The organism is Streptomyces sp. NPDC044064 (assembly GCF_056434245.1).
On record NZ_JBWKFN010000021.1, the window covers coordinates 96308 to 121908 of the forward strand.

The window sequence follows — 25601 nt, forward strand, 5'->3', positions numbered from 1 at the left end:
CGGCGCACCCTGTCTGATTCCGGCACGGGCCCACGGTAACAGCGGAGTTGGAGACCTACAGGCTGCGGGCCGTGATGTCGCCGTGGGAGGTGGTGGCCCGGATGTCGAGTTCGGTGGTGCCGTCGTTCTTGAGGGAGTTGCTGATGCGGCCGTAGGCGGTGTCGGCGTCCAGGGCGGCCGAGACGCCGGCGGCGGCGCCGACCTCGATGTCACCGGACTGGGTGCGGAGCACGACCGTGCCGCGCACGGCCTCGGCGATCCGGATGTCGCCCCTTGGGGTGCTGATCTCCGCGGAGCCGCCCAGCCGGCCGATCTCGACATCGCCGTCGACCGCGGTGAGGCGGACGCTCGCGGCCTCGTCGATCTTGATCTGGCGGTATGCGCCTTCGAAGGCGACGTCGCCGAGGCGGCCGACGCCGCGGAGCTCGGCACTGGCGGCCTTGGCCTCGACACGGGAGCCGGCGGGCAGCTGGACCGTCACCTCGACGGATCCGGAGGGGCCGAAGAGCTGGTTCTTCGCCTCCCGGGCCGCGATCCGCAGGACGCCGTCGCTGTAGGTGACCTCGATCTGCTCCGCCGCCTTCACGTCGCGGCTCCTGGCGGCGTCGGCAGGCAGGACCTCGACCGTGGTGTCGGCCCGGTCGGCGCCGATGAACTGGATGCGTCCGGCGGGGATGTCGAGGACGGCGGTCACCGGGGTGGCGGTGTCGAACTTCTGCATCGTTCTCTCCTTCGACTCATTGTTTCCGATGACGGAAAAGCTACGTTGCGTTCGAGGATTCGGCAACATACCCGTTGCGCAAGATTGCCATCGTCGCAGGTGAAGTACATAAAATCGTTGCAACGACTTTGAATCTAACGCAACATGGCACCTTGATTCGTTGCAATGGATTGAGGGTGAACGCTATGCTGGAGACGCCGGGAACCAGGAGAGAGCGCAGAGGAGACCGCGATGCCGGGAGGCAGGCTCACCCAGCAGGAACGCCAGCAGATCGCGCTGGGACTGGCCGACGGCCTCGCCTACGCGGAGATCGCCAGAGGCCTCGACCGCCCGACCTCGACCGTCACGCGTGAAGTCATGCGCAACGGCGGCCCCACCGCCTACCGCGCCGACCTCGCCCACCGCGCCACCGAACACCGCGCCCACCGCCGCAGGCAGTCCACGCCCCGGAACTCGAAGACACCCCCGCAGGCCCACGGACGCGACGCCGAGGCCGTGCGCGAGTACGAGGAGGCGTTCACCACCCTCCTCATGCAACAGGGCCTGCCCAAGATGATGTCCCGGGTACTGACCTGCCTCTACACCACCGACGAGGGCAGCCTCACCGCGTCCGAGCTCGTGCAGCGCCTCCAGGTCAGCCCGGCGTCCGTCTCCAAGGCGGTCACGTTCCTCGCGGGCCAGGGCCTCATCCGCCGGGAACGCGACGAACGCCGCCGCGAGCGCTACGTCGTCGACACCGACGTCTTCTACCAGGGGATGATCGCCGCTGCCCGGTCCAACGCCCAGCTCGCCGAGACCGCACGGCAGGGCGTCGGCATCGTCGGCCGCGACACCCCGGCCGCCGTCCGCCTCGAGAACATCGCCCGCTTCGTCGACTTCGTCGCCGAGAGCATGATCCGCGCCGCGGAGCAGGCCCGCGACATCCTCTACGCGAAGCCCGAGCATCCGAAGCCCGAGGATCCGAAGCCCGAGCCCGCCGCGGGCGGCACTGCCGGGCAAGGCACCGATCACTGACGGACGGCCGCGGACACCTTCAGGTGTTGCCTAGCCACTCCCGTACCGCCTCGAAGTCGCCCTCCGTCAGGCCGTAGCGGTGGTCGACGCGGTGGAGGAGGGCCGGACCGGAGTGATGGACGGCGACCCAGGAGCGGTCGGCCCCGGTGAGTTCGTCGTCGATCCAGACGAAGGGCCGGCCGGCCGCCCAGGCGACCAGGGGGCGGGTCTTCCAGTGCAGCAGGGTCGGCGGCTCGTCCTCGTCGGGCCACTCCACGACCGGCAGCAGGGGCAGGCCCAGCCAGGGGGCCAGGCAGGTGTTGGCGTCGTCCATCCAGGTCGTGGCCCACACCAGCTCGCAGCCCAGCCCCGCGAGCCGGCCGCCGAGCGCGGGGTCGACGCGGTTCAGCAGCGGGTGCCCGGCGGCGTCCGGCGGCAGGCACCGGCCGCTGTCGTACACCGGGTAGGTGCGGTCGGCCGCCCCGAACGGGATGAGCGGACCGTCGACGTCGAGGAAGAGCAGCATCACCGACCAGGATCAGCCCTCGAAGCCCCGCTCGGCGAGGAGGGCGTCGATCCGGGCACGGTGCGCCTTCTCCCAGTCGTCCAGGCTCTCCGCCGCCTCCTCGGCCAGCTTCGCCCGCGCGGCCCGGAGGATCTCCGCCCGGCGGGCTGCCGGTACGGCGACCACGCCCTCCTCGTCGGCCACGACCACGTCCCCGGCCTCGATCCGTACGCCCCCGCAGCGCACGGGCTCGTTCAGCGGCCGTACGGCCTTCTTGGCTCCCGGGATCGGGATCACGCCCCGGGCGAAGACCGGGAAGCCCAGCTCGCGCACTTCGGCGAGGTCGCGGATCAGACCGTCGGCGACGAGGGCCGCGACCCCGCGCCGGCGGGCCACCGCGCAGACGTTTCCGCCGGCGAGCGCCCAGTCCAGGTCCCCGGACTCCACGACGATCACCGAGCCGGGCTCCGCGCGGTGGATCGCGGCGTGCAGCATCAGGTTGTCGCCGGGCGGGCAGCTCACGGTGAACGCCGGTCCGGCGATCCGCGGCACCGGCGCCCACAGCGACCGTATGCCGATGTCCATGACCTGGTCGTGGCCGAGCAGGTCGGCCAGGGTCGTGGTGGGGATGTCCTGGAACTCGGTGGCGTCCGTCATGAGAGGGACGGTAGCGTCCCTGCCATGACTGCCGGGTCGGCCTTGTGCCGTGAGCGAGTTGGGTGCCCGGCCTCTGAGTGAGGTCCGCGCGGGCCAGGAGCCCGCCGCTTTCTCTGCGCACCGAGACCAGTCGTCAGCCGCAGAGAAGGAAAAACCCGAGTGCCCAACCCTTTCAACCAGAACATCATCGATGAGTTCCGCGCCCATCACGGCCGCATGAGCGGCTACTTCGAAGGCGCCCGGCTCGTCCTGCTCACCACCACCGGTGCCCGCACCGGCACCCCGCACACCACCCCGGTCGGCTGTCTCGCCGACGGCGGCGAGCGGATTCTCGTCATCGCCTCGGCCGGGGGCTCGCCCCGCCACCCGGACTGGTACCGCAACCTGCTCGCCCGTCCCGAAGCGACCGTCGAGAGCGGGGTGTTCACCTACCGGGCCCGTGCCGAGGTGCTCACCGGCGAGGAGCGCGACCGGGCCTTCGCGCGGGCGGTGGAGGCCGACCCGGGCTGGCAGGCGTACCAGGAGAAGGCGGGCAGCCGGGTGATACCCGTCGTCGCGCTGCACCGGATCGCGCAGGGCGGTCCGCCGGACATCGCCGCGGACTCCCCCGGCGAGGCGATGCGGCTCGTCCACGACATGTTCCGGCGTGAACTCGCCCTGATCCGGAAGGAGATGGCGGCGGGCGACGGCGCCGTGCTCGGCGCCCAGCTCCGCGTCAACTGCCTCACCCTGTGCGCGGGGCTGCACAACCACCACACCGGCGAGGACACGGCCCTGTTCCCGTTCCTCGCCGGCCGTCATCCGCACCTCGCGCCCGTCCTGGAGCGGCTGGAGCGGGAGCACGGGCGTATCGCGGACCTCGTGGAGCAGTTGCGCCGGGCGGTCTCCGGCGAGCGTGCCGACCCGGCCGCGGCCCGTGCCGAGGTGGACCGGCTGACAGCCGCGCTGGAGGCGCATCTGGCCTACGAGGAAGAGCAGTTGATGCCCGCACTCGGCGGCTAGAACGGCAGCGGCCGCGCGTGTACGACGTCCAGCCGGGACACCGCCCGCGTGAGCACGACGTACAGCCGGTGCGCGCCGCGCTCCTCCGCCTCGGCGACGGCGGCCGGTGAGCGCTATGTCTGCCGCACGCACGACGTTCGGGGAACGGGAGTTCCTGCATCGAATGCGTGACCTTGACGGATAGCGTTCGTTGGGTGTGCTGACGGGTTCATTCGACATCGAGCACCAGGCAGTGGGGTGGGGAGATGAGCGGGCTGCGCGAACCTGCGACATCGTTCGTTGCTCTCGGCCCGTCCGGTGTCGCCGTCCGTACCCGGCTCAAGCGCCTGACGCCCGGGGACGAGGAGGTGCTCAGGCTGGTCGGCGATCATCTCGGTGCGCTGGCCGGGCGGGATCTGCGGGCGCGGTGTGCTGCCGGTCTGGATCACGACCCGGATGCGTGGGCCGTGCGCAAGCGTGCCCTGACCGGGGAGTCCTCCTCGCGCTGGGCCGGGTCGATCACGAAGGCCACGCACGATCAGTGGGCGCTGGCCCGGCGTGCCCAGTCGGCGCACATCCAGAGCCTTGAGGCCGCTGTCCGCACGATCGCGCACCGGCTGTCGCTGCCGGTGGGCGAGCCGGGGACCAAGCGGACCCCGGGCGGATACCGCACCCGCCAGGAGTGGCATGCGAAGTCCCGCCGACTGTGTGTGCTTGCCGAGCGGCTGGAGTGCGAGCGGGCCGACCGGGAGGCCGGTCGGGTGGGCGTGGTGCGGGGCGGGAAGCGGCTGCTGAACAGTCGGCCCACGGACACGATCCGTGCGCACCGGATACGGCGAGAAAGCGGGGGACCAGTGTGCCCAACACCGTTCGGGGCACACGGCTGAGCATGAGCCCTGGCACCAGGACTCACTCCCGCTCAGTCTCTAAGAACGGTCGGCTTGGAGATCCCGGCCGCGGCGGCCACCTCCGCGACCGACACGGCGTCGAAGCCACGCTCCAGGAACAGCGCCACGGCGGTGTCCGACACGTCCTGGTACATCCGCCGCTTCTTGCGCTCGCGCAGGCCCATCTCTTCCATGGGAGGAGCCTACGCAGCACCGTCCGGGCGGGTCGGCCAGGCCAGGGCACCGGTGAGATAAGGGCTGGTTCGGTGCCGGGACGACAGGCCCAGGGAGGCGGTGGCCGCCGCCAGGGTCATCGCGTACGACTCCACCGCGCGGCGGACGTTGGGGGCGTCCAGACTCGCGCCGGTGACCAGGCGGTCGAGGTCGACGTAGGCCGAGCGGACGATCTCGACCCACCGGTACACCCGCCAGTCCCGCCGCCACTCGTGGGTGTACCGCGCGGGCAGACGGGTCTCCCAGCGGCGGAACATACGGTCCCGGATCTCCGGCCGGGTGGGGGTGAGGTGCATGTGCCGGACCAGCTCGTACAGCGGGTCGCCGACCAGGGCCATCTCCCAGTCGATGACGGTCAGGGCCGGGCGGTCGTCACGGCGCACCAGGTTCCAGGGGTTGAGGTCGCCGTGCAGCAGGGCCGGGGCGCGGGGGGTGACCTGGTGCCGGGCGAGGATCTCGCGCAGCCTCGGCGCGTCGGGCAGGCCGAGGAAGCGGGCCAGCTGCTGGGACGCCTTGGGCAGACCCGCGACCAGTGCCACCAGCTGCTCGCTGAGCCAGCCGTAGAAGCCGCCCTGGCCCGCGACCGGGTCGATCTCGGTGTAGTCGACCCCGGTGAGCGCGGCCAGTTGGTCGACGAGATCGTCCGCCTCGTGCGGGAGCAGGCCGCCCACCGGGTGGACGGGCCCCCGGCCGGGGTCGCCCGGGCCCTCGTAGGTGTGCACGGCAAAGCGGTCCCCGGAGTACGTCCGGATGCCGGAGCGGTCCATCGAGTGGCTCTCGCCCAGCGCCAGCACCCGGGGCGCGGCCACCGCCGCCCCGGACCGCTCGATCGCCCTGAGCACGGCGTGCTCGCTGAGGAAACTGCGTTCGCGCCGGGTCACGTTCACGGCCTTGCGGCGGACCACGACGGGGAACGGGGTGCCGGGCACCCGGAGCACCGTGTTGAGGTGCGCGGTGCCCTTGAAGACCCGGTCGGCCGGGGCCGCGCCCTCCAGCAACAGGGCGTCGGCGACGGCCCGGTGGGGAAAGTCGGGGTGCTCGGGAACGCGCCGGTCCGGCGTCCAGTCGATCGCCCGGACCGCGGGCACGTGCGGCGCCCCGCCGCCGGTCGCCGTCCGCACGCCGGGCCGCACGGACGCCCGCCAGCGGAACAGGATCCGCTCGATCTCCCGCTCCCCGGGCACATGGGCGAGGCGCAGCGGCGCGGCCGCCGCCTCCAGGGCGCGCCGGACCCGGGCCGTCGCCCCGTCCAGGCCCTCCTGGTCGAAGGACTCGTCCAGGGACGTCGCGGCCCGCATCACGTCCGGGTACACCGACTGGGCCTGCTCGAACGCGACGTAGTGACGCAGGTCCCTGGTCACACCGTTGACGGCCGCGGGACGGACCTCGCGCATGGCGCACGCCCACGCCTCGACCACCTCGTCCCGCTGGTGGTCCGGGTAGCGCATCCGGACCAGGTGGGTGGCGAGGTCGTGCAGCGGGTCGCCGTAACTCGCCAGCTCCCAGTCGACGCGGACCAGGGGCGAGGTGCCGCCGCGGGGCATGATCACGTTGTCGCGGTGCAGGTCGGCGTGGAGCAGGCTGTAGGGCCGGCGGGTCATGACCGGGACCCGCTCGGCCAGCCGGACCAGGGCGTCCTCGGGGATGCCCAGGGCGGCGAACAGGCCGCCGAAGCAGGCCCGGTTGGGCTGCCGGATCTGCAGGTCGGCCATGCCGGCCAGGGCCCGCAGAAAGCCCTGGCCGTCGCTGAAGTTCCGGGGCCACAGCGCGGGCAGGGGCGGCAGCGCGGCGCTGCTGCGCACCTGGGCCGTCTCGGCTAGCAGGCCCGCCAGGGCCCTGACCAGCAGGCCGTCGACGGGCTTTCCGTCGCCGCAGACACTGGAGAGCGGCACGCCGTCCACATGGCTGTGGACGGCGAAGCCGTCTCCCTCGGCCAGGCACTCGGGCACGCCGGGCAGGACACCCCGGACGGCGCGCAGGACCGCCGCCTCGTTCTGCCAGGTCCGGATCACCACGGGCAGGGCGCCCGCGCGCCGCACCCGCACGGTCACGGTGGTCCCCGGCTGACGTCCGATCAGCCGGGCCATCGGCCCGTCCAGCGACAGCACGTAGTTCTGGTGGTGGAAACCTCCGCTCGCCCGCCCGGTCGCGACGGCCCGCGCCAGGAATTCCTGGCACACGGAGCGGGGCAGAACCCGGCCGGCGCGCCTCCCGGTCATGTCGCGGGGGACGGGTGGTGCGCCCACGGGCCGCTCCGGGGTTCGATCGCGCTGCGCTGGAGGGGGACGAACGGGTCGGGGAAACGCTAACTCCCCACAGATGGTTCGGCATGCTAGCGCACGGACCGCACCCTCCGGAGCAACAGCAGCAAGGGCTCCAGCGACCGCACGACACGCTCGGCCCCCGCCGCCCTCAGGAGTTTCTCCTTCCCCTCATGACGCGCGTAGCCCAGGAACGGAACGCCCGCCTCACGGGCCGCCAGCAGGTCGGAGGGGGTGTCGCCGATCATCAGGGCCTTGGCGGGCGGGGCGCCCGTCCCGCTCAGGGCGCGGTTGAGGCAGTGCGGGTCCGGCTTGAGGAGGTGCAGGTCCTGGGTGCGGCCGTAGACGTGCGGGGCGAAGCAGCCGTCGAGACCGCGTTTCTCGAGGTAGGCCCGGACCACCCGGGGCGAGTTGTTGGTGGTGATGGCCAGGCGGGATCCGACGGCCGTCCAGGTGCGGATCAGCGGGTCGGCGTAGGCGGTCGGCAGGGCGGAGGCGGCGGCCCGCAGCTCCTCCTGGGTGAGCCGTTCCTCCACTTCGGCGACGAGGTCGCTGCCCGGGTGCCTGCGGTCCACGGCGCGCAGCACTACCTGCGGGTCCAGCGTGTCCCGCTCGGTGTCGGTGAGCAGCCCGCGCAGGCCCTGCAGCTCGAGCCACTCCACCAGCTCGGCAGCCACGCGCGCCGCCTTGTGCCTGGCGAACAGGCGGCAGATCGGCCCGTCGAAGTCCCACAGGACGACCCGCGCAGCTGTGATCAGTTCTCGTAGCTTCTCGATCTCGTTCGCATCAGGAGTCGCATCAGAAGTCACTAGGAGAGTGTCAGGTCCGTCGTGATGGTTTCCCAGAGGGCGTCGAACCACTTCTGGGATTGCGCGACGAACGCCGCGTCCCGCTGACCGGCCCGCTTCTCGAAGGAGAAGAGCAGGGACTCGGAGCCGACGGTGTCGTACATCTCCAGCATTCCCCTCTCCGTCGGCTCCTCCCGGCGCGTGATCATGTAGTACGCGTACAGCGCCTCGGACCCGTTGAGCAGGTACAGCTTGGCCGGCGGGGTGAACGGCAGGGCCCGGAAGGTGACGTGCACGTCGATGTCGTGGGTGGAGCGCAGGGCCTGGAGGTTGTACTGCAGGACCTGGCCCTGGGCATTGCGCATCGCCAGCCAGCGCTGGTGCACGGTGTCGTCGTCGGGGCGGGCGTCGACGGAGACCGGGAAGGCGAGGTTGATGTCACGGGACGGCAGCAGGATGCGGACGTCGATCCGGTCGGGGCGCAGGCGGCCCTCGTGGATCAGGCGCAGGGGCTCGCCCAGGGCGGGGATCAGGGACTGCGCGGTCAGGCAGGCCGCGTCGATACGCACGTGCGGCGCGGAGAATGCCTCGGTCAGCCGGGGGGCGAGGCCCACCATCGTCGGCTGGGGCTCGTCGTGGGCGGGGGCCGGCTCGGCGATGCGCGGGGGGCTGCCCTTGCTGACGTTGCTGAGCAGACCGTCCTCCGCCAGTGCCCGGATGGCCTGGCGTACGGCACCGCGCTCCACCCCGAACTCCTCGGCCAGCTCGGCCTGGGTGGGCAGGCGCTCGCCCGTCTTCAGGTCGCCGGTGCGGATGCGTTCCCGCAGGATGTCGGCGATCTCGCGGGGCGTGAGCCTTCTGCTGCCGTTCACTGCCACGTTCTCCTGGGTCACAACCAAACGCTACAACCCTGATCCATCTAAGGGGAGTTGTTCCGAAGTTGTTTGCGAGTAGCGACCAAGTGGGGACAACATAATTAAAGTTGGTTGCCAACTTTGTCGAGTTGGCAGGCCGAAAGGGGGAACCACCATGCCCGTCCTCGCACTCCTCTGCGCCGCCTTCGTCGTCGGCTTCGAACAGCTCGTCCAGTGGAAGTACGGCGCCGCCGGCATCGTCGGCCTGCTCCTGCTCTCCGTCGGCATCAAGGCCAAGAGCCCCGCGGTCAGCTCCGCCGGAGCCGTGCTGCTCGCGGTGCTCCTCGCTGGTCCCGCCCTCTGATCGCGGGCCTTCGCTACCTCAGCACAAGCTCCGAACTGATCGTCTCCCACAGCGCGTTGAACCACAGGTGGGACTGCTCCACGAACGTGGTGTCGCGCGGGTCGCCGCCCTGTTCGAAGGCGAACAGCAGCGACCGCGTGCCCTCCGCGTCGTAGAGCTGCAGCTGCTCGTGGTCGATCTCCCGTTCGCGGCGGCTGAGCGTGTAGTACGCGAACAGCGCCGCGGACCCGTTGAGCAGATACAGCTTGACCGGCGGCGTGAACGGCAGCGCGCGGAAGGAGACACGCACGTCGATGCGGTGCGTGGTGCGCAATGCCTCCAGGTTGTGGCGCAGCACCTGGCCCTGGGCGTTGCGCTGGGACAGCCAGCGCCGGTGCAGCAGGGCGCCGTCGGCGGCGTCCACCGGCGCCGGGAAGGCGAGGTCGATGTCCCGGCTGGGCAGCAGCACCCGGACATCGATCTTGGCCGGTTTCAGCTTCCCGGCATGGATCTGGCGCAGCGCGACGCCCAGGGCCAGCGTGAGCGAGACCGAGGTCAGGCAGAGGGCGTCTATCTCGACGTGCGGGGCGGCGAAGGCGGCCGCGATGCGCGGGGCGAGGCCCGCCATGGTGGGCTGCGGCACCGCCGGGACGGTCACGGGACGGACGTGCCCCTCGGGCGCGGCCACGGTGGCGGGGCTGCCCTTGGACACATTGGTGAGCAGGCGCTCCGAGTGCAGGATGCGCAGGGCCTCCCGTACGGCACCGCGCTCCACGCCGAACTCGTCCGCCAGCTTGGCCTGGGTGGGCATGCGCTGGCCCGGGCGCAGCACACCGGAACGGATCCGGGCGCGCAGTTCGTCGGCCACCTCGCGATGTGACGTGCGTGACCGTTGTGGCCTCTTCCGTTCACTGGCGGAGGCGTGTTCCGGGTCCACGAACAAACACTACAACTTCCCGCCATCTTGCGGCAGTTCACAGAAAGGTGGTTATGAGCCGCATCCAAGCGGAGATAAGTACAGTGAAGTTGGTAGCCAACTTGAACAACATGGTCGAGCTTCCCCAGTGGTTGGCCGACCGGGCTCCCTTCCGGAGGGGAGCCGGGAGCCCGGGCAGGGGGCGGCCACCGGAGCGCACAGTCACAACTGAACAGCCGGCACAGCCACAACTGAACAAGGTCATGGCACAGCCACAACTGAACAGCCAGCTACGGATGCACAGTCAGCGTCGGCCGGACGAGGGGAGCCTCAGAAGATGTCCGGGCACCACGGTCGCCCGGACGTGCGAAACAGGGCGTCGGCCTTCCGGGCGGCGCCCTCTCGTTCTTCCCTGACCCGGCCGAGCGCCGCGAGCCGCAGCAGGGACTCGTCCCCGAGCCAGACCGTGGCCAACTCGGCCACCGGCAGCGTGAGATCGACGGCGGCGCCGCCCGCCGGAGTGCAGGACGCACCCTCCGGAGAGGCCTCCAGCCGGAACCGGCCCCCGGCCGGTCCTCCCGGGTCCACGACCTCCAGCACCAGCGAGCCGGTCCCTTCGTACGTCCGCGCCTCCAGGGCCCGTACGACGTCCAGGATCCGCACCCACAGCCAGTCCGAGTGATCGGTGATCCTGGCGGCGCGCGGGTCGGGCAGGAAGAACGGCAGCAGGTCGTCCGGACCACGCCAGCCGCTCTTGACCTTGGTGATCCAGTCGATCGAGCACAGGTACCGCCACAGGGCGCGCTCGGCCGCGGGGGTCGTGGCGAGCAGCCAGCTGACGTCGGCGGTGTTGTGCGGCTGCTTGTCGTGCCAGTTGTCGTCCGACCGGTACGACACCAGGCCCTCGACCTCGCCGGAGGCGGAGCGGTACGCGGCGAAGAACGGCTCGGTCCAGTCCTTGACGAAGAGCACGGTGCCGGTGATCTTCTGCCACCACAGCTCGTCCCGGCTGACCGCACCGGGCTGGGCACGGCGGACCCGCTCGTGCAGCTCCGGGCCGAGCTTACGGAGGTCCTCGCCGTCCACCAGGTCGATCCGGCCGCCGTCCTCGGGGCCGGACCAGCGCGGGTCGAGACCCGTCCGGGGCACCTCGACGGTCCACTGGGTCGTCCAGGTCGCCGGACCGAAACCGTAGCGGCCGTAGATCGGGTACTCCGCCGCGATCAGGGTGGCGACGACGTCTCCACGCTCCTTCGCCGCCGCGAGGTCCCGGCTCATCATGCGGGTCAGCAGGCCTCGGCGGCGGTGGGTCGGGGTGACCGTGACGTTGGAGATGGCGTTCGCGGGGACGAACGCGCCACCCACCGCGGTGACTTCCTGGGCGAAGGAGCGGAAGGTCGCCACGCAGCGGTCGCCGTCGAAGGCACCGAGCACGCGGGAGGACACGCACTGCCGCCGGTGGGCCTCGATCTGGTCCGCGTTCGGCCCCGGTTCTCGCAGGAACCCGGTGTTCAGGGCGCGCAGCCAGCCCTCGAAGTCGGCCTCGGAGACGGTGCGTACGTCGGTCATGGAGCCACCGTAGGCATCCTCCGGACGGCGTGTCGCCCCAATTTCAGCCCGCCACCACTCACATCAGCAGGTCGTCCACCTGCGCCTCGCCCTCCCGGTACCGACGGGCGATCTCCCCGCTGCAGTCGTCGGTGACGCGCTGCAGGCGCTGGCGGCGCCGGGAGACCTCCTGCTCGTAGCGGACCAGGCGGCCCATGGCGGTGGTCAGTTCCAGGTCGGTGCGGGCCTCGAGGTCCGACAGCTCGACCTCGCCGAGCATCTCCGCGGCCAGCAGCCGGTACTCCTCGTTGTGCGGGGTGCCGAGCGTGACATGACGGGCCGAGGAGCGCTGCCTGGCCGGGGCGTCGGTGAGGATCTCCGGGAGCCGCTCCACCACGGAGGCGTCCGCGGGCGCCGGCACGGACGCCCGGCCGCGCCGGGCCAGTTCCGCGCGCAGGATGTCGATCCGGCCCTGCAGCAGCCGCCGCACATAGCTGAGGTCCGCCTCGTCGCGCTGCGCGTCACGGCGCAGGACGCGCAGTTCGGGCAGGCTCAGCCGGGCCAGGTCGTGCTCGGGCGGCTCCGCCGGCAGCGACGGGCCGGACGGGCCGTCGCCGCGCTGCGCGGGCGGCCGGTGCGTCTCCAGCCGCCCGGTAATCGGTGTGCTCATGTGCGTGTGACCGTCCCCTCGACCGGCGTGTGGAAGCATCGTGCCACCCCAAGTGGCCACTATGTGACCGAGTGCCCCCGAACGGCCCCAGATGGGGGCTTAAGGAGCAATAATGGACCGCCTGTGACCGTGTCCCGGGCACCCGGCATGATGGTGCGCATGCGTGCGGTGGTGCAGAGAGTGGACGGCGCGAGTGTCGTCGTGGACGGCGAGACGGTGGGCGCGATCGAGGGCGAGGGCCTGTGTGTCCTGGTGGGGGTGACCCACGAGGACACCAAGGAGAAGGCGGCCCAACTGGCCCGCAAGCTCTGGTCGATCCGCATGCTGCACGACGAGAAGTCCTGCTCGGACATCGACGCCCCGCTGCTCGTCATCAGCCAGTTCACCCTCTACGGCGACGCCCGCAAGGGCCGCCGCCCCACCTGGAACGCGGCGGCCCCCGGCGACGTCGCCGAGCCCCTGGTCGACGAGGTCGTCGCCCGGCTGCGCGCCCTGGGCGCGACGGTGGCGACGGGCCGCTTCGGGGCCCGGATGCGGGTGTCGTTGACAAATGACGGCCCGTTCACGGTGCTGCTGGAGATCTAGCGCCGCGAAAACCGGCGGCGCTGCACCTCCACAGGGGGGGTGAGCTACGGCTCGACCACGACCTCCTGCGCGGCGGCCGTGTCTCCGGCCAGGAGCCTCGCGTCGGTCGGGACGTTGCGCTTCACCAGGGCCAGGGCGATCGGGCCCAGTTCGTGGTGGCGTACCGACGTCGTCACGAAGCCGATCCTGCGGCCGTCGGGGCCCTCGTCCGCGAGGTGGATCTCGGTGCCGTGGACCGGCAGGTGGACCTCGCTGCCGTCCAGGTGCAGGAAGACCAGACGGCGCGGCGGCTTGCCCAGGTTCTGCACGCGGGCCACCGTCTCCTGGCCGCGGTAACAGCCCTTCTGGAGGTGGACCGCGGTGCCGATCCAGCCCAGCTCGTGCGGGATCGTGCGGTGGTCGGTCTCGAAGCCGACGCGGGGCCGGTGGTGCTCGACGCGCAGCGCCTCGTGGGCCAGCAGACCGGCGGCGGGGCCGGCAGCGGCGGCGAAGGACTCCAGGTCGGCACGGGGCAGGAAGAGGTCACGGCCGTACGCCGTCTCGCGTACGACGACACCGTCCGGCACCTCGGCGATCGAGCCGGCCGGCAGGCCGACGACCGCGAAGTCGTCGGTGCGGTCGGCGACGTCGACCCGGTAGAAGAACTTCATCGACTCCAGGTACGCGAGCAGCGCCTCCTGGGTGCCGGGCTCCACATGGGCCCAGACCGTCGTCCCGTCGTCCACCAGATACAGCGCGTGCTCGATGTGGCCGTGCGCGGAGAGGATCAGTGCCTCGGTGGCCTCGCCCGCGGGCAGATCGCTGACGTGCTGGGTGAGCAGGAGATGCAGCCAGCTGAGGCGGTCCTCACCGGTCACGGTGACCACCCCGCGGTGGGAGAGGTCGACGAATCCGGTGCCGTCGGCGAGGGCACGCTGCTCGCGGAACAGGTCGCCGTAGTGGGCGGCGACGCCTTCGTCCACACCCTCGGCGGGGACGGCGCCGGGCAGGGACAGCAGAGGGCTCTTCATACGGGTAAGCCTACGACTTGGTACTTGAACCCTTGAGCGAACAGTCCTGGCAGCGGCCGAAGATCGCGAAGTGCTTCATGTCGGTGTCGAAGCCGAACTGCCCCCGCAGCTTGGCCGTGAACTCCGCGGCCACGTCCACGTCCGCCTCGATGACGTTCTCGCAGTCGCGGCACACCAGGTGCAGATGGTGGTGGCGGTCGGCGAGGTGGTACGTGGGCGCACCGTGGCCGAGGTGGGCGTGGCTGACCAGGCCCAGCTCCTCCAGCAGCTCCAGCGTGCGGTACACGGTGGAAATGTTGACCCCCGACGCGGTCTTCCTCACTTCACCGAGGATGTCGTCGGGGGTCGCGTGCTCAAGGGTGTCCACGGCTTCGAGCACGAGTTGCCGCTGCGGCGTCAGCCGGTAGCCGCGCTGCCTGAGGTCGCTCTTCCAGTCGGTGCTCACCACACTGGAAAGTCTAGAGCCACCCGGTGCAAGGCCTACTTGAAGAACGCGATGCCGTCGTCGGGCAGGTCGTCCGGGAGGGCCTTGGCCCAGCGCTCGACCTCCTCCGGGGTGACGACCTTCTTCAGGTGCGCCGACATGTAGGGGCGCAGCTCGACCTCGGGGGTCTGCTTCTCGCCGACCCACATGAGGTCGCTCTTGACGTAGCCGTACAGGCGCTTGCCGCCGGTGTAGGGCTGCGAGGCGGCCGTACGCGCCACGGCGTCCGTGACCAGGTCGATCTGGGGCTTCTTGTCGGCCAGCTCGCCGTACCAGATCTCGATGACACCGTCGTCGCGGGTCATCGTGACCTCGACCTTGCGGCCCGCGTCGATCCGCCAGAAGCCGGACTCCGACTCCAGCGGACGGACCTTGTTCCCGTCGTTGTCCAGCACCCAGGTGTGGGAGCGGTACTCCAGGAAGTCCCGGCCGTCGTGGGTGAAGGTGACCTCCTGGCCGAAGTTGCACTTCTCCGAGCCGGGGAAGTCGTGGACGCCAGCACCGGCCCAGTTCCCGAGCAGGAAGGCGAGGGGAACCAGGTCCTTGTGGAGGTCGGACGGGATCTCGATCATGAGCGGCAGTTCCTAGGTGGGGGTCAGCGCTGGCCCTGGTACAGCTTCTTCACGGTCAGCCCGGCGAAGGCGAGGACGCCGACGCAGACCAGGACCAGCAGGGTTTCGAAGAACATCTCCACGGGTGCTCCTTGAGCGAGGGTGGGCGTACGACAGAGCCGGGCCCCAGCTTACGCGTCCGGGGCCCGGAGCTCCCGGTCAGGTACGCCCTCCGGCGTCCCTTCGGGATCAGCCGAGCAGCTGGCTCTGCAGGACGACCGTCTGCTGGAACGGAACGGCGGGTGCGGTCCCCTTCCGGGACTGCAGGATCACCGCGAAGACGTCCCCGGCGGCGACGTAGGCCTGCCGGACCTGCTCGGCGCCGTACGGCTTCGACTCGACGTAGGTGGTGCGCTCGACCCCGGAGACGGCGGCCCGCTCGGGGAAGCCCTCGTCGAAGACGGCCGCGCCGGAGCCGCGCACCTGGTAGGCCGGGGTGCCGTAGGCGACGTTGTCGCTCGCGAACTGGTTGTCCACGACGTTCGCCGTGCCGAACTGCAGCAGGTAGACACGGGTCCGGGTGCCGTCCGGGGTGGTCCAGCCGCGGGCCGCGATGTGCCGCAGGCCGTTGTCGACCAGCTTCTGCCGCAGCTCGTCCCGCTCCTCCTTGACGGCGTACTCCGCCAGGTAGTCCTTCGTCGCCAGCCAGCCGTCCGAGCCGCGCAGCGCCCTGTCCTCCTTCGCGCCCTCGGGCGCGGGCAGGAGCAGGGCGCGCAGGTCGGCGTAGTGGGCGCCGGCCGGGTTCGCGTCGGCGAACGGCCCGGGGCTGCCGGAGGGCAGCGGCGGCCTGGTCAGCTCCGGGTAGTCCCAGCGGCCGTCCGAGGCGGTGGCCAGTCCGGGGACGTCCGTCCGGTCCATCCGGGTGATCCCGTACGCCGTTCCCGCCCCGGCCACCGCGAAGACCGCGACGGCCGCGGTCCAGCGCAGCACGGCCCGCAGGGCGCGGCGGTCCTTGCCGCCGACCGGAGCCAGGAGCCCGGCCCCGGCCTCGGCGGCGGCCGCGGGGAGGACCGGTGCCACGGGCTGCTCCGGGGGGACGGTTGTCTCCTGCTCGCTCATACGGCCTTCCCCGGTTCGGCGATGCGGTCGAGTTGGGTGGTCATGAGCTTCGCGACTCCGTCGGCGTCGAGCGACTTCGGGCCGTACGCGGTGGCGTTGACCAGGATGTCGCCGACATAGCCGGAGCACAGCATCATGCCGAGGTCGTCGTCGGAGGCCTTGGGCGAGCGGAAGCACTTGGCGTTCTCGTGGCCCTTGATCTCCGGGCCCGCGCGCAGGACGCCCAGGGTGTCGAGGAACGTGTTCTGGAGCCTGGAGGCGGAGCGCACCGCGGCCGTGTCCTCCATCTCGGCAAGCACGATGTTCACCGAGTAGATCTGCTCGTTCCACAGGTAGGCCTTGGACTGGTCGCTGTAGTAGCTGCGCATCGCCATGCCCTTGAGGTGCTGCCGGTCGATCTGCTGCTCCATCCGCTTGCGCAGGGACCGCGGCAGGCTGCTCACCGACTCCTTGCGCAGGGCGGTGGCCTGCGCGCCGCTCAGCTGCGCGTCGGCACCGAACTGTCCGATGTCGGGGCCGCGGGTCCAGTTGTCGGTCCCGTACGGCACGAGCATGCCGGCGAGCCCCTTGCGCGACTCCGCCCGGTCCCGGTCGGCCTTGGCCCTGGGGAACTTCCACGCGGGAGCACCCGCGTCGCGGTCGGCGCCCTGCACGGTCACGACGGTGCAGCCGACCCCGGCGACGACGGCCCCGGCCAGCAGCACGGAACCGACGACGGCGGCGACCCGGCCCCGGCGGCGGGGCTCGTTCTGGTTCTCGGTCACAGCCGCTCCATCTGCCGCTCGGCCAGGTCCGTGATCGTCTTCTTGGTGATCGGCTCGGAGCTGTAGGCCCAGATCTCCATCGCTATGTCCCCGCGCCAGGCATGTGCCTCGGCGCTGTAGAGCGGCGCGTGGTTGTGCACGTACGCCCTGCCGTCCCCGGTGCCGGGGATGCTCCAGCTGTCGGTCGGCGACACGGACTCCGCGTCGTCCTGGAGGTTGTGGCTGGAGTCGGCAGCCGCCATGGAGTCCTCCTGGCGGTACTGGACCAGCCGGATCTCCACGCTGTACGCGTGGCCGACCCGCCAGCCGGTGACGGCCGCCCGGCGGAACTGGTCCGTGACGAGCGAGCTGAACTTCGCGCCCGCGTCGGTGTAGTCGCCGGCGTACGCGGCCAGGTCCATCCAGCCGTCCCGGGGCAGCCAGTCCGCCGCCCGCGTGCCGCGCGGCTTCGCCAGCAGCAGCTTGCGCAGGTCTTGGTCGGTCCTGACCTTGCGGTCCTGCGCGGCCGAGAGCGGTTCGACCTCGCCCTTGGCCTGCTCGATCACCGGCTGGGAGAGCGACGGCAGCTTCGAGGGCTCGCGGTCGGCCTGCACGAGATACCCCGCGCAGGTGCCGGCGACCACACCGAGCAGGGCGGCCGCACCGACCAGCCGGGGCGTACGGCCGCGCCGGCGGGGCCGGGACGGGTCGGACGCATCCGGCACGACCGGCGCGTCCGGCGCGCCGGATCTCTCTTCTGTTGCTTCCAAGACGTCTCCCTGATCACGGGAAGCGTGGATTCCGTCATCCGCGCGCACAGGAGACTCATGGCATGCGCATGTAGTTGCAGGGGAAGGGATTACGATTCGGCCATGGCGAAGAAGCTCGTGATCAAGGTGACCGCCGGGGCCGACGCACCCGAGCGCTGCTCACAGGCGTTCACGGTGGCGGCGGTGGCCGTGGCCAGCGGGGTCGAGGTCTCGTTGTGGCTGACCGGGGAGTCGTCCTGGTTCGCGCTGCCGGGGCGGGCCGCCGAGTTCGAGCTGCCGCACGCGGCGCCGCTGCCGGACCTGATCGACTCGATCCTCGCGGCCGGCCGCGTCACGCTGTGCACGCAGTGCGCCGCCCGGCGCGAGATCACCGAGAAGGACGTCCTGGAGGGCGTACAGATCGCGGGCGCGCAGGTCTTCGTGCAGGAGGCGCTGGGGGACGGAACACAGGCGCTCGTCTACTGAGCAGCCCGTCTCACGACCTGGGCCGCTTCTTCCCGTCCAGCTCGTCCCACCACTCGTCGGACTGCGGGTCCCCCGAGGGGTCGTCCCACCAGCGGTCCTCGGGGCCGCGCCGGTTGGCCACCATCGCGGCCACGGGCGGGATGACCATGGCGACCACGCACATGCCGACCGCCGCGGGGATCGACCAGAGGCGCACGACCGCCCACGCCAGGACGAAGAGACCGATGCAGGTCCCCATCATGGCGAAGTACAGATGACGTCGCCTCGAGAGCACGGTTCCAGGGTAGGTCCGGACAGGCCGAAGGGCCGCACCCCAGGCGTCCAACCCGGGGGGTGCGGCCCTTCGGCCGGTTCTGAGGTTGCTCAGACCGCGATCGCGACCTCCGCGAGGCCGCCCTTCTGGGCCACGACCGTGCGGTCGGCGGTGGCGCCGGGGACGAGGGCACGCAGGGTCCAGGTGCCCTCGGCCGCGTAGAAGCGGAACTGTCCCGTGGCGGAGGTGGGGACCTCCGCGGTGAACTCGCCGGTCGAGTCCAGCAGACGGACGTAGCCGGTCACCGGCTCGCCGTCGCGGGTCACCTGACCCTGGATCGTGGTCTCACCGGGCTTGATCGTCGAGGCGTCGGGGCCGCCGGCCTTCGCTCCACACATGTCTTTCTCCTGAGGGGTCTGACCAGAAGGTCGGTCGGTGGGTTACTTGTTGGCGCCGAGCTCGATCGGCACGCCGACGAGGGAGCCGTACTCGGTCCAGGAGCCGTCGTAGTTCTTGACGTTCTGGACGCCGAGCAGCTCGTGCAGCACGAACCAGGTCAGGGCCGAGCGCTCACCGATGCGGCAGTAGGCGATCGTGTCCTTGGCGAGGTCCACCTGCTCGTCGGCGTAGAGCTCCTTGAGCGCGTCGTCCGACTTGAAGGTGCCGTCGTCGTTGGCGTTCTTCGACCACGGGATGTTGCGGGCGGTCGGGACGTGGCCCGGACGCTGCGACTGCTCCTGCGGGAGGTGGGCCGGGGCGAGCAGCTTGCCGGAGAACTCGTCGGGCGAGCGGACGTCGACGAGGTTCTGCGAGCCGATGGCCGCCACGACGTCGTCGCGGAAGGCGCGGATCGAGGTGTCCTGGGCCTTGGCCCGGTAGTCGGTCGCGGCGCGCTCGGGCACGTCGGCGCCGTCGACCAGCTCGCGGGCGTCCAGCTCCCACTTCTTGCGGCCGCCGTCGAGGAGCTTGACGTTCTCGTGGCCGTAGAGCTTGAAGTACCAGTAGGCGTACGACGCGAACCAGTTGTTGTTGCCGCCGTAGAGGATCACCAGCGTGTCGTTGGCGATGCCCTTCTTCGACAGGAGCTTCTCGAAGCCCTCCTGGTCGATGAAGTCGCGGCGGACCGGGTCCTGCAGGTCCTTGGTCCAGTCGATGCGGATCGCGTTCTTGATGTGGTTCTTCTCGTAGGCGGACGTGTCCTCGTCCACCTCCACGATCGCGATGCCAGGGTTGTCCAGGTTGTCCTGGACCCAGTCGGCGTCGACGAGGACGTCGCTGCGGCTCATGCTCTTCTCTCCTCCGGGGCAGTTACGGCGAGGCGTGCGAAATGCGTACGGGTACGGCTCCGGTTCGTCCGGAGGCGCACGGGTGCCCTTCCAGCAGGGCAGGGGTGAGATGCGGAAGTCGGGGACTTTCGCTCAGAAGGGGCGACAGAGCATGGCGGCAACGCGGCACAGGTCGACTGCCCGCCGCTTCGTGAGATCCGCCTGTCGCTTCATGGCCCCGATCGTAGGGACGTACGGGCGGGCGTGTCACCGGCGTGTCGGACTGTGAGACGAGATCGTCCGAATATTGGGATACAGAAAGCGCCCGGGGCGTCGTGGGACGGCCTCCGGGCGCTTGTGCCGGTCAGTGCATCTACGGTGCGGACGGGGGCGTCTCGCCTGTCGGACACCCGCCGTTCGGTCGGCTGTCGTACTACCCAGCCAGCCGGACGTTCGAACCCTTCACGCTGATCTCCACGCCGTTCTGGGCGGCCTGCACCTTGTCCAGCTTGATGCCGCCGGGCAGCTGGTCGACGGCCTGCTGGAAGTCGGTGATCTGGCGGATGCGGTTCTCGGCGATCGCGGCGGCGCCCAGCTTGGGCAGGCTGTCCGCGTGCACCCGGACCTTGTCGTTCTCGACGGTCACCGAGCTGAGGACGGGCACCGTCTGCTTGAGCCCGACCGACGCGACGGTCCCCTCCACCATGACCTTGATCTTGCCGTTGCCGCCGTCGGAGAGACCCACGACCCGGGCGGTGATCCCCGGGGCGACCTCGGTGGGCTCGGACTTGGCGGTCTTCAGCAGCTCGTCGTACGAGATCGTCGCGGTACCGCTGGCGGTCGCCGCGGTGGCGGAGCTGTAGTCGCCGGAGAAGTCCACGCCCTTCATGTCGGCCTTGAGGCCGTCGATGCGGATGGTCTTGCCGTCGGTGCCGGTGGCCGCCTCGTAGTCCTTGATGCCGACCTCGACGTCGTCCAGGGAGCCGCCCGCGACCTGGGTGAGGAAGGGGAAGCCCTTGATGTCCACGTCCGGGGTCGACGCCAGGTTCTCGGTCGCCCTCAGCTTGTCCGCGGCCTCCCCCTCGGCGAAGTGCACGGCGACGCGGTCGACGATCACAAAGAGCCCGCCCAGGATCACGACGAGGATCAGGATTATTCGCAGGGCGCGCATGTGGAGGTTCCCCCGGGTCGGCGACGGTGTCCAGCTACGCCACGGTAACCCTGCGGGGCTCGGCCGGGTTCTGTTTGTCGATCACTTGTGACAGGGCGCCGTGGGGTGAGGGCGGGGTTTCGCCGTTAGGAGTGCGGGTGCGTCGCCGGGTACGGGTGCGTGGGGGTTGTTCGCGCAGTTCCCCGCGCCCCTTGAGGTCGGTCAGCGCAACCTTCCCAAGGGGCGCGGGGAACTGCGCGACCAGCCACAACGCACCTGCAGCCGGGGACGCTCCCAGCCCGGCGGCGCCTAGCCCAGGGCTCGGCCCAGTACCCAGACAACAGGCGCCGCCGCCGACAGCGGAAGCGCCACGCCCGCCGTGAAGTGGACGAAGCGGGACGGGTAGTCGTAGCTGGCGACCCTGTGGCCGATCAGGGCGCAGACCGCGGCCGCCGCTCCCAGGGCGGAGCCCTTCGCGCCGAGGCCCGTCATGCCGCCCACCGCGATGCCCGCGCCCGCTGCGGCCAGCACCGAGACCACGACGGACGCCGGGGTCGGCAGCGGCAGCGCGCGGGCCAGGATGGCCACGGCCACCGACGCCGCGCCCACCGAGACCGCGTGCGGGTCGGCAGCCAGGTACCCCGTCGCCAGGACCGCGAGGGACGAGGAGGCGACGGTCGCCATCAGGCCGTACATCCGCTCGTCCGGCGAGGCGTGCGAGCGCAGCTGGAGGACCAGGGACAGCAGTACCCAGAGGCCGAGGGGGCCGAGGATCGCGGCCGGCGCGTTCTCGCGGCCCGCGGCCAGCACCGCCACGTCCGCGGTGAGCGCGCCCAGGAAGGCCAGCGCGATGCCCTGGCGGGCGGGCCACATGCCGTTCAGCCGGAACCAGCCCGCCGCCGTCACGGCCTGGAGCAGCACCAGCGGTACGACGAGGGCGTACGAGGCGACGGGGGCCGTCGCGGCCAGGAGCAGGCCGAGCCCGGCGGTGAGCAGCGCCGGCTGCATACCGGGCTCGATGACCGGCGAGCGGCCCTCCAGACGGGCCCGCTGCGCGTCGGTGATGCGGGAGTTGCCGGCGAGGGTGGAGGGGCCGTAGGCGGTATCCGCCTCGGCCTCGGGCCCGGGCGTGGGCTGCGGCTGCGGCTGCGGCTGCGGCTGCTGGTACTGCTGCTGCGCGGGCTGCTGCTGGTACTGCCGGGGCTCGGCGGCCGGTGCCTGCGGGGTGAACGGCTCCTGCGCCGGCAGGTACGCCGGCTCCGCCGCGTGCACGTGCCCGTGCGTCTGCGTCTCCCAGGTCTGGCCCTGCCACTGCTGGGTGTCCTGCGGGTCGTACCCCGTGTGCGGGTACGCGTCGGCGTACTGGCCCTGCCCGTCGCCGTACTGGTCGTACCCGGCCTGGGGCTGCTGCCCGGGCCAGGCCTGCCCAGCCGCCTGGTGCTGCTGGTGTTGCCGGTTCTGGTTCTGGTGCTGTCCGTACGGGTCGTAACCCTCGTACCCCTCGTACGGCCCGCCCTGATACGGCTGGTCGCTCAACGCCTCATCCTCCTGCGAACGGCGGGAGCACCTCGACCGTGCCGCCCTCGGCCAGCCGTACCGTCTCATGCGCGCGGGTTCCCACGGGGTGACCGTCGACGATGAAGGAGCATCGCTGCAGGACGCGCGTGAGTTCACCGGGGTGTTGCTCACGCACCGCGGCGAGCGCGTCGGCGAGGGTGGCCGCGTCGTACGGCTCCTCGGCGACCTGGGCCGCGGCCTTGGCAGCGGCCCAGTAGCGGACCGTGACCTTGGGCATCTGGTTCCTCAATCGACGGCAGGAGAACTGACAAGAGACTAGGGACGGACGGTGTCAGGCTAAGGCACCCCGGCGGCGCCGGAACGCGCGTGCCCGACGGCCCAGTCGCCGATCCGGGCCAGCAGGGCCTCGCCCGCCGCGTGCTCGGCGTGGCCCATGCCGGGCTCCAGCCAGAGTTCTGCGTGGTCCCCGGCGGCCTCGGCGAGCATCCGGGGGTGATCGAGCGGGAAGTAGCCGTCGCGGTCGCCGTGCACGATGAGCAGCGGGGTGGGCGCGATCCTCGGGACCGCCTGCACCGGGGAGAGCGGGATCGGGTTCCACTCGCGGTGGTGGATGCGGGTGCGCAGGCCGTAGCGGCCGACCAGGCGGCCCTCGGGGCGGGTGACCAGCCAGTGCAGCCGGCGCATGGGGGCGGTGCCCCGGTAGTACCAGCGCGCGGGGGCACTGACCGAGACCACCGCGTCGACCGTGCCCGGGTACAGGGCCGCGTACCGCAGCACCACCGAGCCGCCCATGGAGAAGCCGACGGTCACCACGCGCGCGTGCCCGTGGCCGCGCGCCCACTCCACCGCGGCGGCCAGGTCCAGCACCTCCTTGTCGCCGACCGTGGACCGGCCGCCCGAGGCACCGTGGCCCCGGAAGGAGAAGGTGACGACGGCGCCGTAACGGGCGAGCACGCCCGCCACCCTTCGTACATGCGGCCGGTCCACGTCCCCGGTGAAGCCGTGGGCGATCACGAACACCAGGTCGCGGGAGGGTGGACATGAGGTGTCCGGCGCCGCTTCGTATACGACCGCGGCCGGGTTGTATACGGAATCGACCGGAACTCCGTCGGCCGTGCACAGAAACGTCCTGTTAGAGCCCCGTGTGCCTGTCTCGGGATTCGGACGATCGGTGGAACGTGCCGTATGACCTGCCGGACGGTTGCTCATGTGGGCTATTCTGCTGGGCAGAGGACTCGGGCAGCGTAGCCCCCGGGTCCTTTTGTGCTTTCGGAAGCGTTGTATACGAAGCGGGAAACCTCAGGTGACCGTGGGTGTACGGGGCCTTCGGGATCGCAGAGCAGTGCCGTACCGCACACGTCCTCGCAGGGACCGAGGAGGAACCAGACGTATGAGTTCTCTGCTGCTCCTGACCAACGCCCTCCAGCCGTCGACGGAGGTGCTGCCCGCGCTCGGTCTGCTCCTGCACAACGTGCGGGTCGCCCCGGCCGAGGGCCCCGCCCTGGTCGACACCCCGGGCGCCGACGTCATCCTCATCGACGGCCGCCGCGACCTGCCGCAGGTGCGCAGCCTCTGTCAGCTGCTGCGCTCGACCGGCCCAGGCTGCCCCCTTCTCCTGGTCGTCACCGAGGGCGGCCTGGCCGCCGTCACCGCCGACTGGGGCATCGACGACGTGCTGCTCGACACCGCGGGCCCGGCCGAGGTCGAGGCCCGGCTCCGGCTCGCGATGGGCCGGCAGCAGATCGTCAACGACGACTCCCCGATGGAGATCCGCAACGGCGACCTGTCCGTGGACGAGGCGACCTACTCGGCCAAGCTCAAGGGCCGGGTCCTGGACCTCACCTTCAAGGAGTTCGAACTCCTCAAGTACCTCGCCCAGCACCCGGGCCGGGTCTTCACCCGCGCCCAGCTGCTGCAGGAGGTGTGGGGCTACGACTACTTCGGTGGCACCCGGACCGTCGACGTGCACGTACGGCGGCTGCGCGCCAAGCTCGGCCCCGAGCACGAGTCGCTGATCGGGACCGTCCGGAACGTCGGTTATCGATTCGTTACGCCTGAAAAAGGCGACCGGTCCGGTGACGACTCCAAGGCCAAGGCGGACCGGGCAAAGGCGGAAGATGCGGACACATCCGCTGTCCTGGACGGGTCCGAGGTCCACGCGGACGCATAGCGGAGGCACGGGAACCGCTTGTGCAGGGCATTGCTACCGCACAGTCGGCATGCGATACGCCCTGCCCAGAGCGGGTCCATCCGCGTAGACTCCGCGCGTGGCCAAGGTGACTCGGGATGATGTGGCACGGCTGGCTGGGACCTCCACCGCCGTCGTCAGTTATGTCATCAACAACGGACCCCGGCCGGTCGCCCCGGCCACGCGCGAGCGTGTCCTCGCCGCGATCAAGGAGCTGGGGTACCGGCCCGACCGGGTCGCCCAGGCGATGGCGTCGCGGCGCACCGACCTCATAGGCCTGATCATCCCGGACGCCCGCCAGCCCTTCTTCGGCGAGATGGCCCACGCGGTCGAGCAGGCCGCGTCCGAGCGCGGAAAGATGGTGCTCGTCGGCAACACCGATTACATCGGCGAACGCGAGGTGCACTATCTGCGCGCGTTCCTCGGTATGCGGGTGTCGGGCCTGATCCTGGTCAGCCACGCGCTGAACGACCTCGCGGCCGCCGAGATCGAGGCCTGGGACGCCCGGGTGGTGCTGCTGCACGAGCGCCCGGAGGCCATCGACGACGTCGCCGTCGTCACCGACGACCTAGGCGGCGCCCAGCACGCCGTACGGCACCTGCTGGAGCACGGCTACGAGTACGTCGCCTGTATGGGCGGCATGGCCGAGACGCCGGCCGTGGGCGACCCGGTCTCCGACCACGTCGAGGGCTGGAAGCGGGCCATGGCCGAGGCGGGCATCTCCACCGAGGGCCGGCTGTTCGAGGCGCCGTACAACCGCTACGACGCCTACCGCGTGGCCCTGGAGGTCCTGTCCGGTCCGAACCGGCCGCCCGCGGTCTTCTGCTCCACCGACGACCAGGCGATCGGCCTGCTGCGGGCCGCGCGCGAGCTGCGCATCGACGTGCCCGGCGAGCTGGCGGTGGCCGGGTTCGACGACATCAAGGAGGCGGCACTCGCCGACCCGCCGCTGACGACGATCGCCTCGGACCGCTCGGCGATGGCCCGGGCCGCGGTGGACCTGGTCCTGGACGACGGGCTCAGGGTGGCGGGCTCGCGGCGCGAGCGGCTGAAGACCTTCCCGTCCCGGCTCGTGGTCCGCACGAGCTGCGGCTGCGTCTGAGCCCTTCATGAAGGGCTCGTGAGAGCCCGGCCCCAGGCGC

Annotated in this window: 30 protein-coding genes and 2 pseudogenes; 8 read left to right on the forward strand and 24 right to left on the reverse strand. The window is 71.1% G+C overall.

Going from position 1 to position 25601, the window contains the following annotated elements; genetic code table 11:
* Positions 1–55: 55 nt before the first annotated feature.
* Positions 56–721 (reverse strand): DUF4097 family beta strand repeat-containing protein, encoded by a 666-nt coding sequence (locus AC07DS_RS30295; protein WP_479150377.1) that lies wholly within the window; start codon positions 719–721, stop codon positions 56–58.
* A gap of 231 nt (positions 722–952) precedes the next feature.
* Between AC07DS_RS30295 and AC07DS_RS30300 the strand changes: the two genes are divergently transcribed.
* Positions 953–1735, forward strand: coding sequence for a helix-turn-helix domain-containing protein (locus AC07DS_RS30300; protein ID WP_479150379.1), 783 nt, complete (start codon positions 953–955; stop codon positions 1733–1735).
* Between the two features lie 19 nt (positions 1736–1754).
* Here AC07DS_RS30300 and AC07DS_RS30305 read toward each other — a convergent pair whose 3' ends face one another.
* Positions 1755–2240 (reverse strand): HAD domain-containing protein, encoded by a 486-nt coding sequence (locus AC07DS_RS30305; protein WP_479150380.1) that lies wholly within the window; start codon positions 2238–2240, stop codon positions 1755–1757.
* 12 nt (positions 2241–2252) lie between these two features.
* A complete protein-coding gene (locus AC07DS_RS30310; protein WP_479150381.1) occupies positions 2253–2876 on the reverse strand; it encodes an RraA family protein in 624 nt (207 codons plus the stop codon).
* A 159-nt stretch (positions 2877–3035) separates the two neighbouring features.
* Between AC07DS_RS30310 and AC07DS_RS30315 the strand changes: the two genes are divergently transcribed.
* Together AC07DS_RS30315 and AC07DS_RS30320 are read left to right on the forward strand one after the other, a co-directional pair.
* On the forward strand, positions 3036–3878 hold the full coding sequence (locus tag AC07DS_RS30315) for a nitroreductase family deazaflavin-dependent oxidoreductase (protein WP_479150383.1): 843 nt from the start codon (positions 3036–3038) through the stop codon (positions 3876–3878).
* A gap of 237 nt (positions 3879–4115) precedes the next feature.
* A pseudogene (locus AC07DS_RS30320) lies at positions 4116–4660 on the forward strand (IS200/IS605 family accessory protein TnpB-related protein); the annotation flags it as partial.
* A gap of 122 nt (positions 4661–4782) precedes the next feature.
* On the opposite strand, the pseudogene AC07DS_RS30325 reads toward AC07DS_RS30320, so the two are convergent.
* The 4 genes and pseudogenes from AC07DS_RS30325 to AC07DS_RS30340 form a co-directional block, all read right to left on the reverse strand.
* Positions 4783–4938: pseudogene (locus AC07DS_RS30325) on the reverse strand (TetR family transcriptional regulator); the annotation flags it as partial.
* Between the two features lie 9 nt (positions 4939–4947).
* On the reverse strand, positions 4948–7224 hold the full coding sequence (locus AC07DS_RS30330) for a phosphotransferase family protein (RefSeq protein WP_479150385.1): 2277 nt from the start codon (positions 7222–7224) through the stop codon (positions 4948–4950).
* Positions 7225–7310: 86 nt separating this feature from the next.
* Positions 7311–8048 carry an HAD family hydrolase gene (locus tag AC07DS_RS30335; protein ID WP_479150387.1) on the reverse strand — a complete coding sequence of 246 codons (738 nt, stop codon included), beginning with the start codon at positions 8046–8048 and terminating at the stop codon, positions 7311–7313.
* Positions 8048–8926: a winged helix-turn-helix domain-containing protein gene (locus tag AC07DS_RS30340; protein ID WP_479150389.1), complete on the reverse strand. Its 879-nt coding sequence runs from the start codon at positions 8924–8926 to the stop codon at positions 8048–8050. Before AC07DS_RS30340 ends, AC07DS_RS30335 begins: the two co-directional genes overlap by 1 nt.
* A 130-nt stretch (positions 8927–9056) precedes the next feature.
* Here AC07DS_RS30340 and AC07DS_RS30345 point away from each other — a divergent pair, with 130 nt between their 5' ends.
* Positions 9057–9245, forward strand: coding sequence for a hypothetical protein (locus tag AC07DS_RS30345; RefSeq protein WP_145875882.1), 189 nt, complete (start codon positions 9057–9059; stop codon positions 9243–9245).
* Positions 9246–9258: 13 nt separating this feature from the next.
* On the opposite strand, the gene AC07DS_RS30350 is transcribed toward AC07DS_RS30345, so the two are convergent.
* The 3 genes from AC07DS_RS30350 to AC07DS_RS30360 all read right to left on the reverse strand — a co-directional run bounded on the left by AC07DS_RS30350 (position 9259) and on the right by AC07DS_RS30360 (position 12358).
* Positions 9259–10167: a FadR/GntR family transcriptional regulator gene (locus AC07DS_RS30350; RefSeq protein WP_479150390.1), complete on the reverse strand. Its 909-nt coding sequence runs from the start codon at positions 10165–10167 to the stop codon at positions 9259–9261.
* A 303-nt stretch (positions 10168–10470) separates the two neighbouring features.
* A complete protein-coding gene (locus tag AC07DS_RS30355) occupies positions 10471–11709 on the reverse strand; it encodes a GNAT family N-acetyltransferase (protein WP_479150392.1) in 1239 nt (412 codons plus the stop codon).
* A 58-nt stretch (positions 11710–11767) separates the two neighbouring features.
* Positions 11768–12358: an RsiG family protein gene (locus AC07DS_RS30360; RefSeq protein WP_479150394.1), complete on the reverse strand. Its 591-nt coding sequence runs from the start codon at positions 12356–12358 to the stop codon at positions 11768–11770.
* Positions 12359–12517: 159 nt separating this feature from the next.
* Between AC07DS_RS30360 and dtd the strand changes: the two genes are divergently transcribed.
* Complete coding sequence (gene dtd, locus AC07DS_RS30365; RefSeq protein WP_479150396.1) at positions 12518–12943, forward strand: D-aminoacyl-tRNA deacylase; 426 nt, start codon at positions 12518–12520, stop codon at positions 12941–12943.
* 44 nt (positions 12944–12987) lie between these two features.
* Here dtd and ygfZ read toward each other — a convergent pair whose 3' ends face one another.
* The 6 genes from ygfZ to AC07DS_RS30395 form a co-directional block, all read right to left on the reverse strand.
* Entirely contained in the window at positions 12988–13953 is a 966-nt protein-coding gene (gene ygfZ, locus AC07DS_RS30370; protein WP_479150398.1) for a CAF17-like 4Fe-4S cluster assembly/insertion protein YgfZ, read from the reverse strand.
* A 10-nt stretch (positions 13954–13963) separates the two neighbouring features.
* Entirely contained in the window at positions 13964–14401 is a 438-nt protein-coding gene (locus tag AC07DS_RS30375; protein ID WP_145875871.1) for a Fur family transcriptional regulator, read from the reverse strand.
* Between the two features lie 32 nt (positions 14402–14433).
* Entirely contained in the window at positions 14434–15009 is a 576-nt protein-coding gene (locus AC07DS_RS30380) for a heme-binding beta-barrel domain-containing protein (RefSeq protein ID WP_145875869.1), read from the reverse strand.
* A gap of 228 nt (positions 15010–15237) precedes the next feature.
* Positions 15238–16107: a hypothetical protein gene (locus tag AC07DS_RS30385; protein WP_479150402.1), complete on the reverse strand. Its 870-nt coding sequence runs from the start codon at positions 16105–16107 to the stop codon at positions 15238–15240.
* Positions 16104–16871, reverse strand: coding sequence for a hypothetical protein (locus AC07DS_RS30390; RefSeq protein WP_479150404.1), 768 nt, complete (start codon positions 16869–16871; stop codon positions 16104–16106). Before AC07DS_RS30390 ends, AC07DS_RS30385 begins: the two co-directional genes overlap by 4 nt.
* Entirely contained in the window at positions 16868–17620 is a 753-nt protein-coding gene (locus AC07DS_RS30395; protein WP_479150406.1) for a hypothetical protein, read from the reverse strand. The genes AC07DS_RS30390 and AC07DS_RS30395 overlap by 4 nt, the downstream gene beginning before the upstream one ends.
* 102 nt (positions 17621–17722) lie before the next feature.
* On the opposite strand from AC07DS_RS30395, the gene AC07DS_RS30400 reads away from it, so the two are divergent.
* Entirely contained in the window at positions 17723–18085 is a 363-nt protein-coding gene (locus AC07DS_RS30400; protein ID WP_479150408.1) for a DsrE family protein, read from the forward strand.
* A 10-nt stretch (positions 18086–18095) separates the two neighbouring features.
* Here the strand turns inward: AC07DS_RS30400 and AC07DS_RS30405 are convergent, their stop codons facing one another.
* From AC07DS_RS30405 to AC07DS_RS30440, 8 genes are all read right to left on the reverse strand, one after another.
* Positions 18096–18359: a DUF3099 domain-containing protein gene (locus AC07DS_RS30405; RefSeq protein WP_145875863.1), complete on the reverse strand. Its 264-nt coding sequence runs from the start codon at positions 18357–18359 to the stop codon at positions 18096–18098.
* Positions 18360–18448: 89 nt separating this feature from the next.
* Positions 18449–18736, reverse strand: a complete 288-nt coding sequence (locus AC07DS_RS30410) for a DUF1416 domain-containing protein (protein ID WP_145875861.1) — start codon at positions 18734–18736, stop codon at positions 18449–18451.
* Positions 18737–18778: 42 nt separating this feature from the next.
* Positions 18779–19624, reverse strand: a complete 846-nt coding sequence (locus tag AC07DS_RS30415; protein WP_468813233.1) for a sulfurtransferase — start codon at positions 19622–19624, stop codon at positions 18779–18781.
* 132 nt (positions 19625–19756) lie between these two features.
* The gene (locus AC07DS_RS30420; protein WP_350751515.1) at positions 19757–19837 is read right to left on the reverse strand and encodes an Ms5788A family Cys-rich leader peptide; all 81 of its coding nucleotides are present in this window, start codon (positions 19835–19837) and stop codon (positions 19757–19759) included.
* A gap of 199 nt (positions 19838–20036) precedes the next feature.
* Positions 20037–20774 carry an LmeA family phospholipid-binding protein gene (locus AC07DS_RS30425; protein WP_479150412.1) on the reverse strand — a complete coding sequence of 246 codons (738 nt, stop codon included), beginning with the start codon at positions 20772–20774 and terminating at the stop codon, positions 20037–20039.
* Between the two features lie 288 nt (positions 20775–21062).
* Positions 21063–22289: a hypothetical protein gene (locus AC07DS_RS30430; protein ID WP_479150414.1), complete on the reverse strand. Its 1227-nt coding sequence runs from the start codon at positions 22287–22289 to the stop codon at positions 21063–21065.
* A gap of 4 nt (positions 22290–22293) precedes the next feature.
* Entirely contained in the window at positions 22294–22548 is a 255-nt protein-coding gene (locus AC07DS_RS30435) for a MoaD/ThiS family protein (RefSeq protein WP_145875854.1), read from the reverse strand.
* 59 nt (positions 22549–22607) lie between these two features.
* Positions 22608–23480, reverse strand: a complete 873-nt coding sequence (locus AC07DS_RS30440) for an alpha/beta hydrolase (protein ID WP_479150416.1) — start codon at positions 23478–23480, stop codon at positions 22608–22610.
* A 181-nt stretch (positions 23481–23661) separates the two neighbouring features.
* Between AC07DS_RS30440 and AC07DS_RS30445 the strand changes: the two genes are divergently transcribed.
* Both AC07DS_RS30445 and AC07DS_RS30450 read left to right on the forward strand, forming a co-directional pair.
* Positions 23662–24441, forward strand: coding sequence for a winged helix-turn-helix transcriptional regulator (locus tag AC07DS_RS30445; RefSeq protein WP_479150418.1), 780 nt, complete (start codon positions 23662–23664; stop codon positions 24439–24441).
* A gap of 97 nt (positions 24442–24538) precedes the next feature.
* Positions 24539–25561 (forward strand): LacI family DNA-binding transcriptional regulator, encoded by a 1023-nt coding sequence (locus AC07DS_RS30450; protein ID WP_479150420.1) that lies wholly within the window; start codon positions 24539–24541, stop codon positions 25559–25561.
* Positions 25562–25601: the final 40 nt, after the last annotated feature.

What these genes read in the sequence shown, in the direction of transcription:
- AC07DS_RS30295 (WP_479150377.1), bottom strand. Translation starts at nt 721, where the DNA reads ATGCAGAAGTTCGACACCGCCACCCCGGTGACCGCCGTCCTCGACATC.
- AC07DS_RS30300 (WP_479150379.1), top strand. Translation starts at nt 953, where the DNA reads ATGCCGGGAGGCAGGCTCACCCAGCAGGAACGCCAGCAGATCGCGCTG.
- AC07DS_RS30305 (WP_479150380.1), bottom strand. Translation starts at nt 2,240, where the DNA reads ATGCTGCTCTTCCTCGACGTCGACGGTCCGCTCATCCCGTTCGGGGCG.
- AC07DS_RS30310 (WP_479150381.1), bottom strand. Translation starts at nt 2,876, where the DNA reads ATGACGGACGCCACCGAGTTCCAGGACATCCCCACCACGACCCTGGCC.
- AC07DS_RS30345 (WP_145875882.1), top strand. Translation starts at nt 9,057, where the DNA reads ATGCCCGTCCTCGCACTCCTCTGCGCCGCCTTCGTCGTCGGCTTCGAA.
- AC07DS_RS30355 (WP_479150392.1), bottom strand. Translation starts at nt 11,709, where the DNA reads ATGACCGACGTACGCACCGTCTCCGAGGCCGACTTCGAGGGCTGGCTG.
- AC07DS_RS30360 (WP_479150394.1), bottom strand. Translation starts at nt 12,358, where the DNA reads ATGAGCACACCGATTACCGGGCGGCTGGAGACGCACCGGCCGCCCGCG.
- dtd (WP_479150396.1), top strand. Translation starts at nt 12,518, where the DNA reads ATGCGTGCGGTGGTGCAGAGAGTGGACGGCGCGAGTGTCGTCGTGGAC.
- ygfZ (WP_479150398.1), bottom strand. Translation starts at nt 13,953, where the DNA reads ATGAAGAGCCCTCTGCTGTCCCTGCCCGGCGCCGTCCCCGCCGAGGGT.
- AC07DS_RS30380 (WP_145875869.1), bottom strand. Translation starts at nt 15,009, where the DNA reads ATGATCGAGATCCCGTCCGACCTCCACAAGGACCTGGTTCCCCTCGCC.
- AC07DS_RS30385 (WP_479150402.1), bottom strand. Translation starts at nt 16,107, where the DNA reads ATGAGCGAGCAGGAGACAACCGTCCCCCCGGAGCAGCCCGTGGCACCG.
- AC07DS_RS30400 (WP_479150408.1), top strand. Translation starts at nt 17,723, where the DNA reads ATGGCGAAGAAGCTCGTGATCAAGGTGACCGCCGGGGCCGACGCACCC.
- AC07DS_RS30410 (WP_145875861.1), bottom strand. Translation starts at nt 18,736, where the DNA reads ATGTGTGGAGCGAAGGCCGGCGGCCCCGACGCCTCGACGATCAAGCCC.
- AC07DS_RS30415 (WP_468813233.1), bottom strand. Translation starts at nt 19,624, where the DNA reads ATGAGCCGCAGCGACGTCCTCGTCGACGCCGACTGGGTCCAGGACAAC.
- AC07DS_RS30420 (WP_350751515.1), bottom strand. Translation starts at nt 19,837, where the DNA reads ATGAAGCGACAGGCGGATCTCACGAAGCGGCGGGCAGTCGACCTGTGC.
- AC07DS_RS30425 (WP_479150412.1), bottom strand. Translation starts at nt 20,774, where the DNA reads ATGCGCGCCCTGCGAATAATCCTGATCCTCGTCGTGATCCTGGGCGGG.
- AC07DS_RS30435 (WP_145875854.1), bottom strand. Translation starts at nt 22,548, where the DNA reads ATGCCCAAGGTCACGGTCCGCTACTGGGCCGCTGCCAAGGCCGCGGCC.
- AC07DS_RS30440 (WP_479150416.1), bottom strand. Translation starts at nt 23,480, where the DNA reads ATGAGCAACCGTCCGGCAGGTCATACGGCACGTTCCACCGATCGTCCG.
- AC07DS_RS30445 (WP_479150418.1), top strand. Translation starts at nt 23,662, where the DNA reads ATGAGTTCTCTGCTGCTCCTGACCAACGCCCTCCAGCCGTCGACGGAG.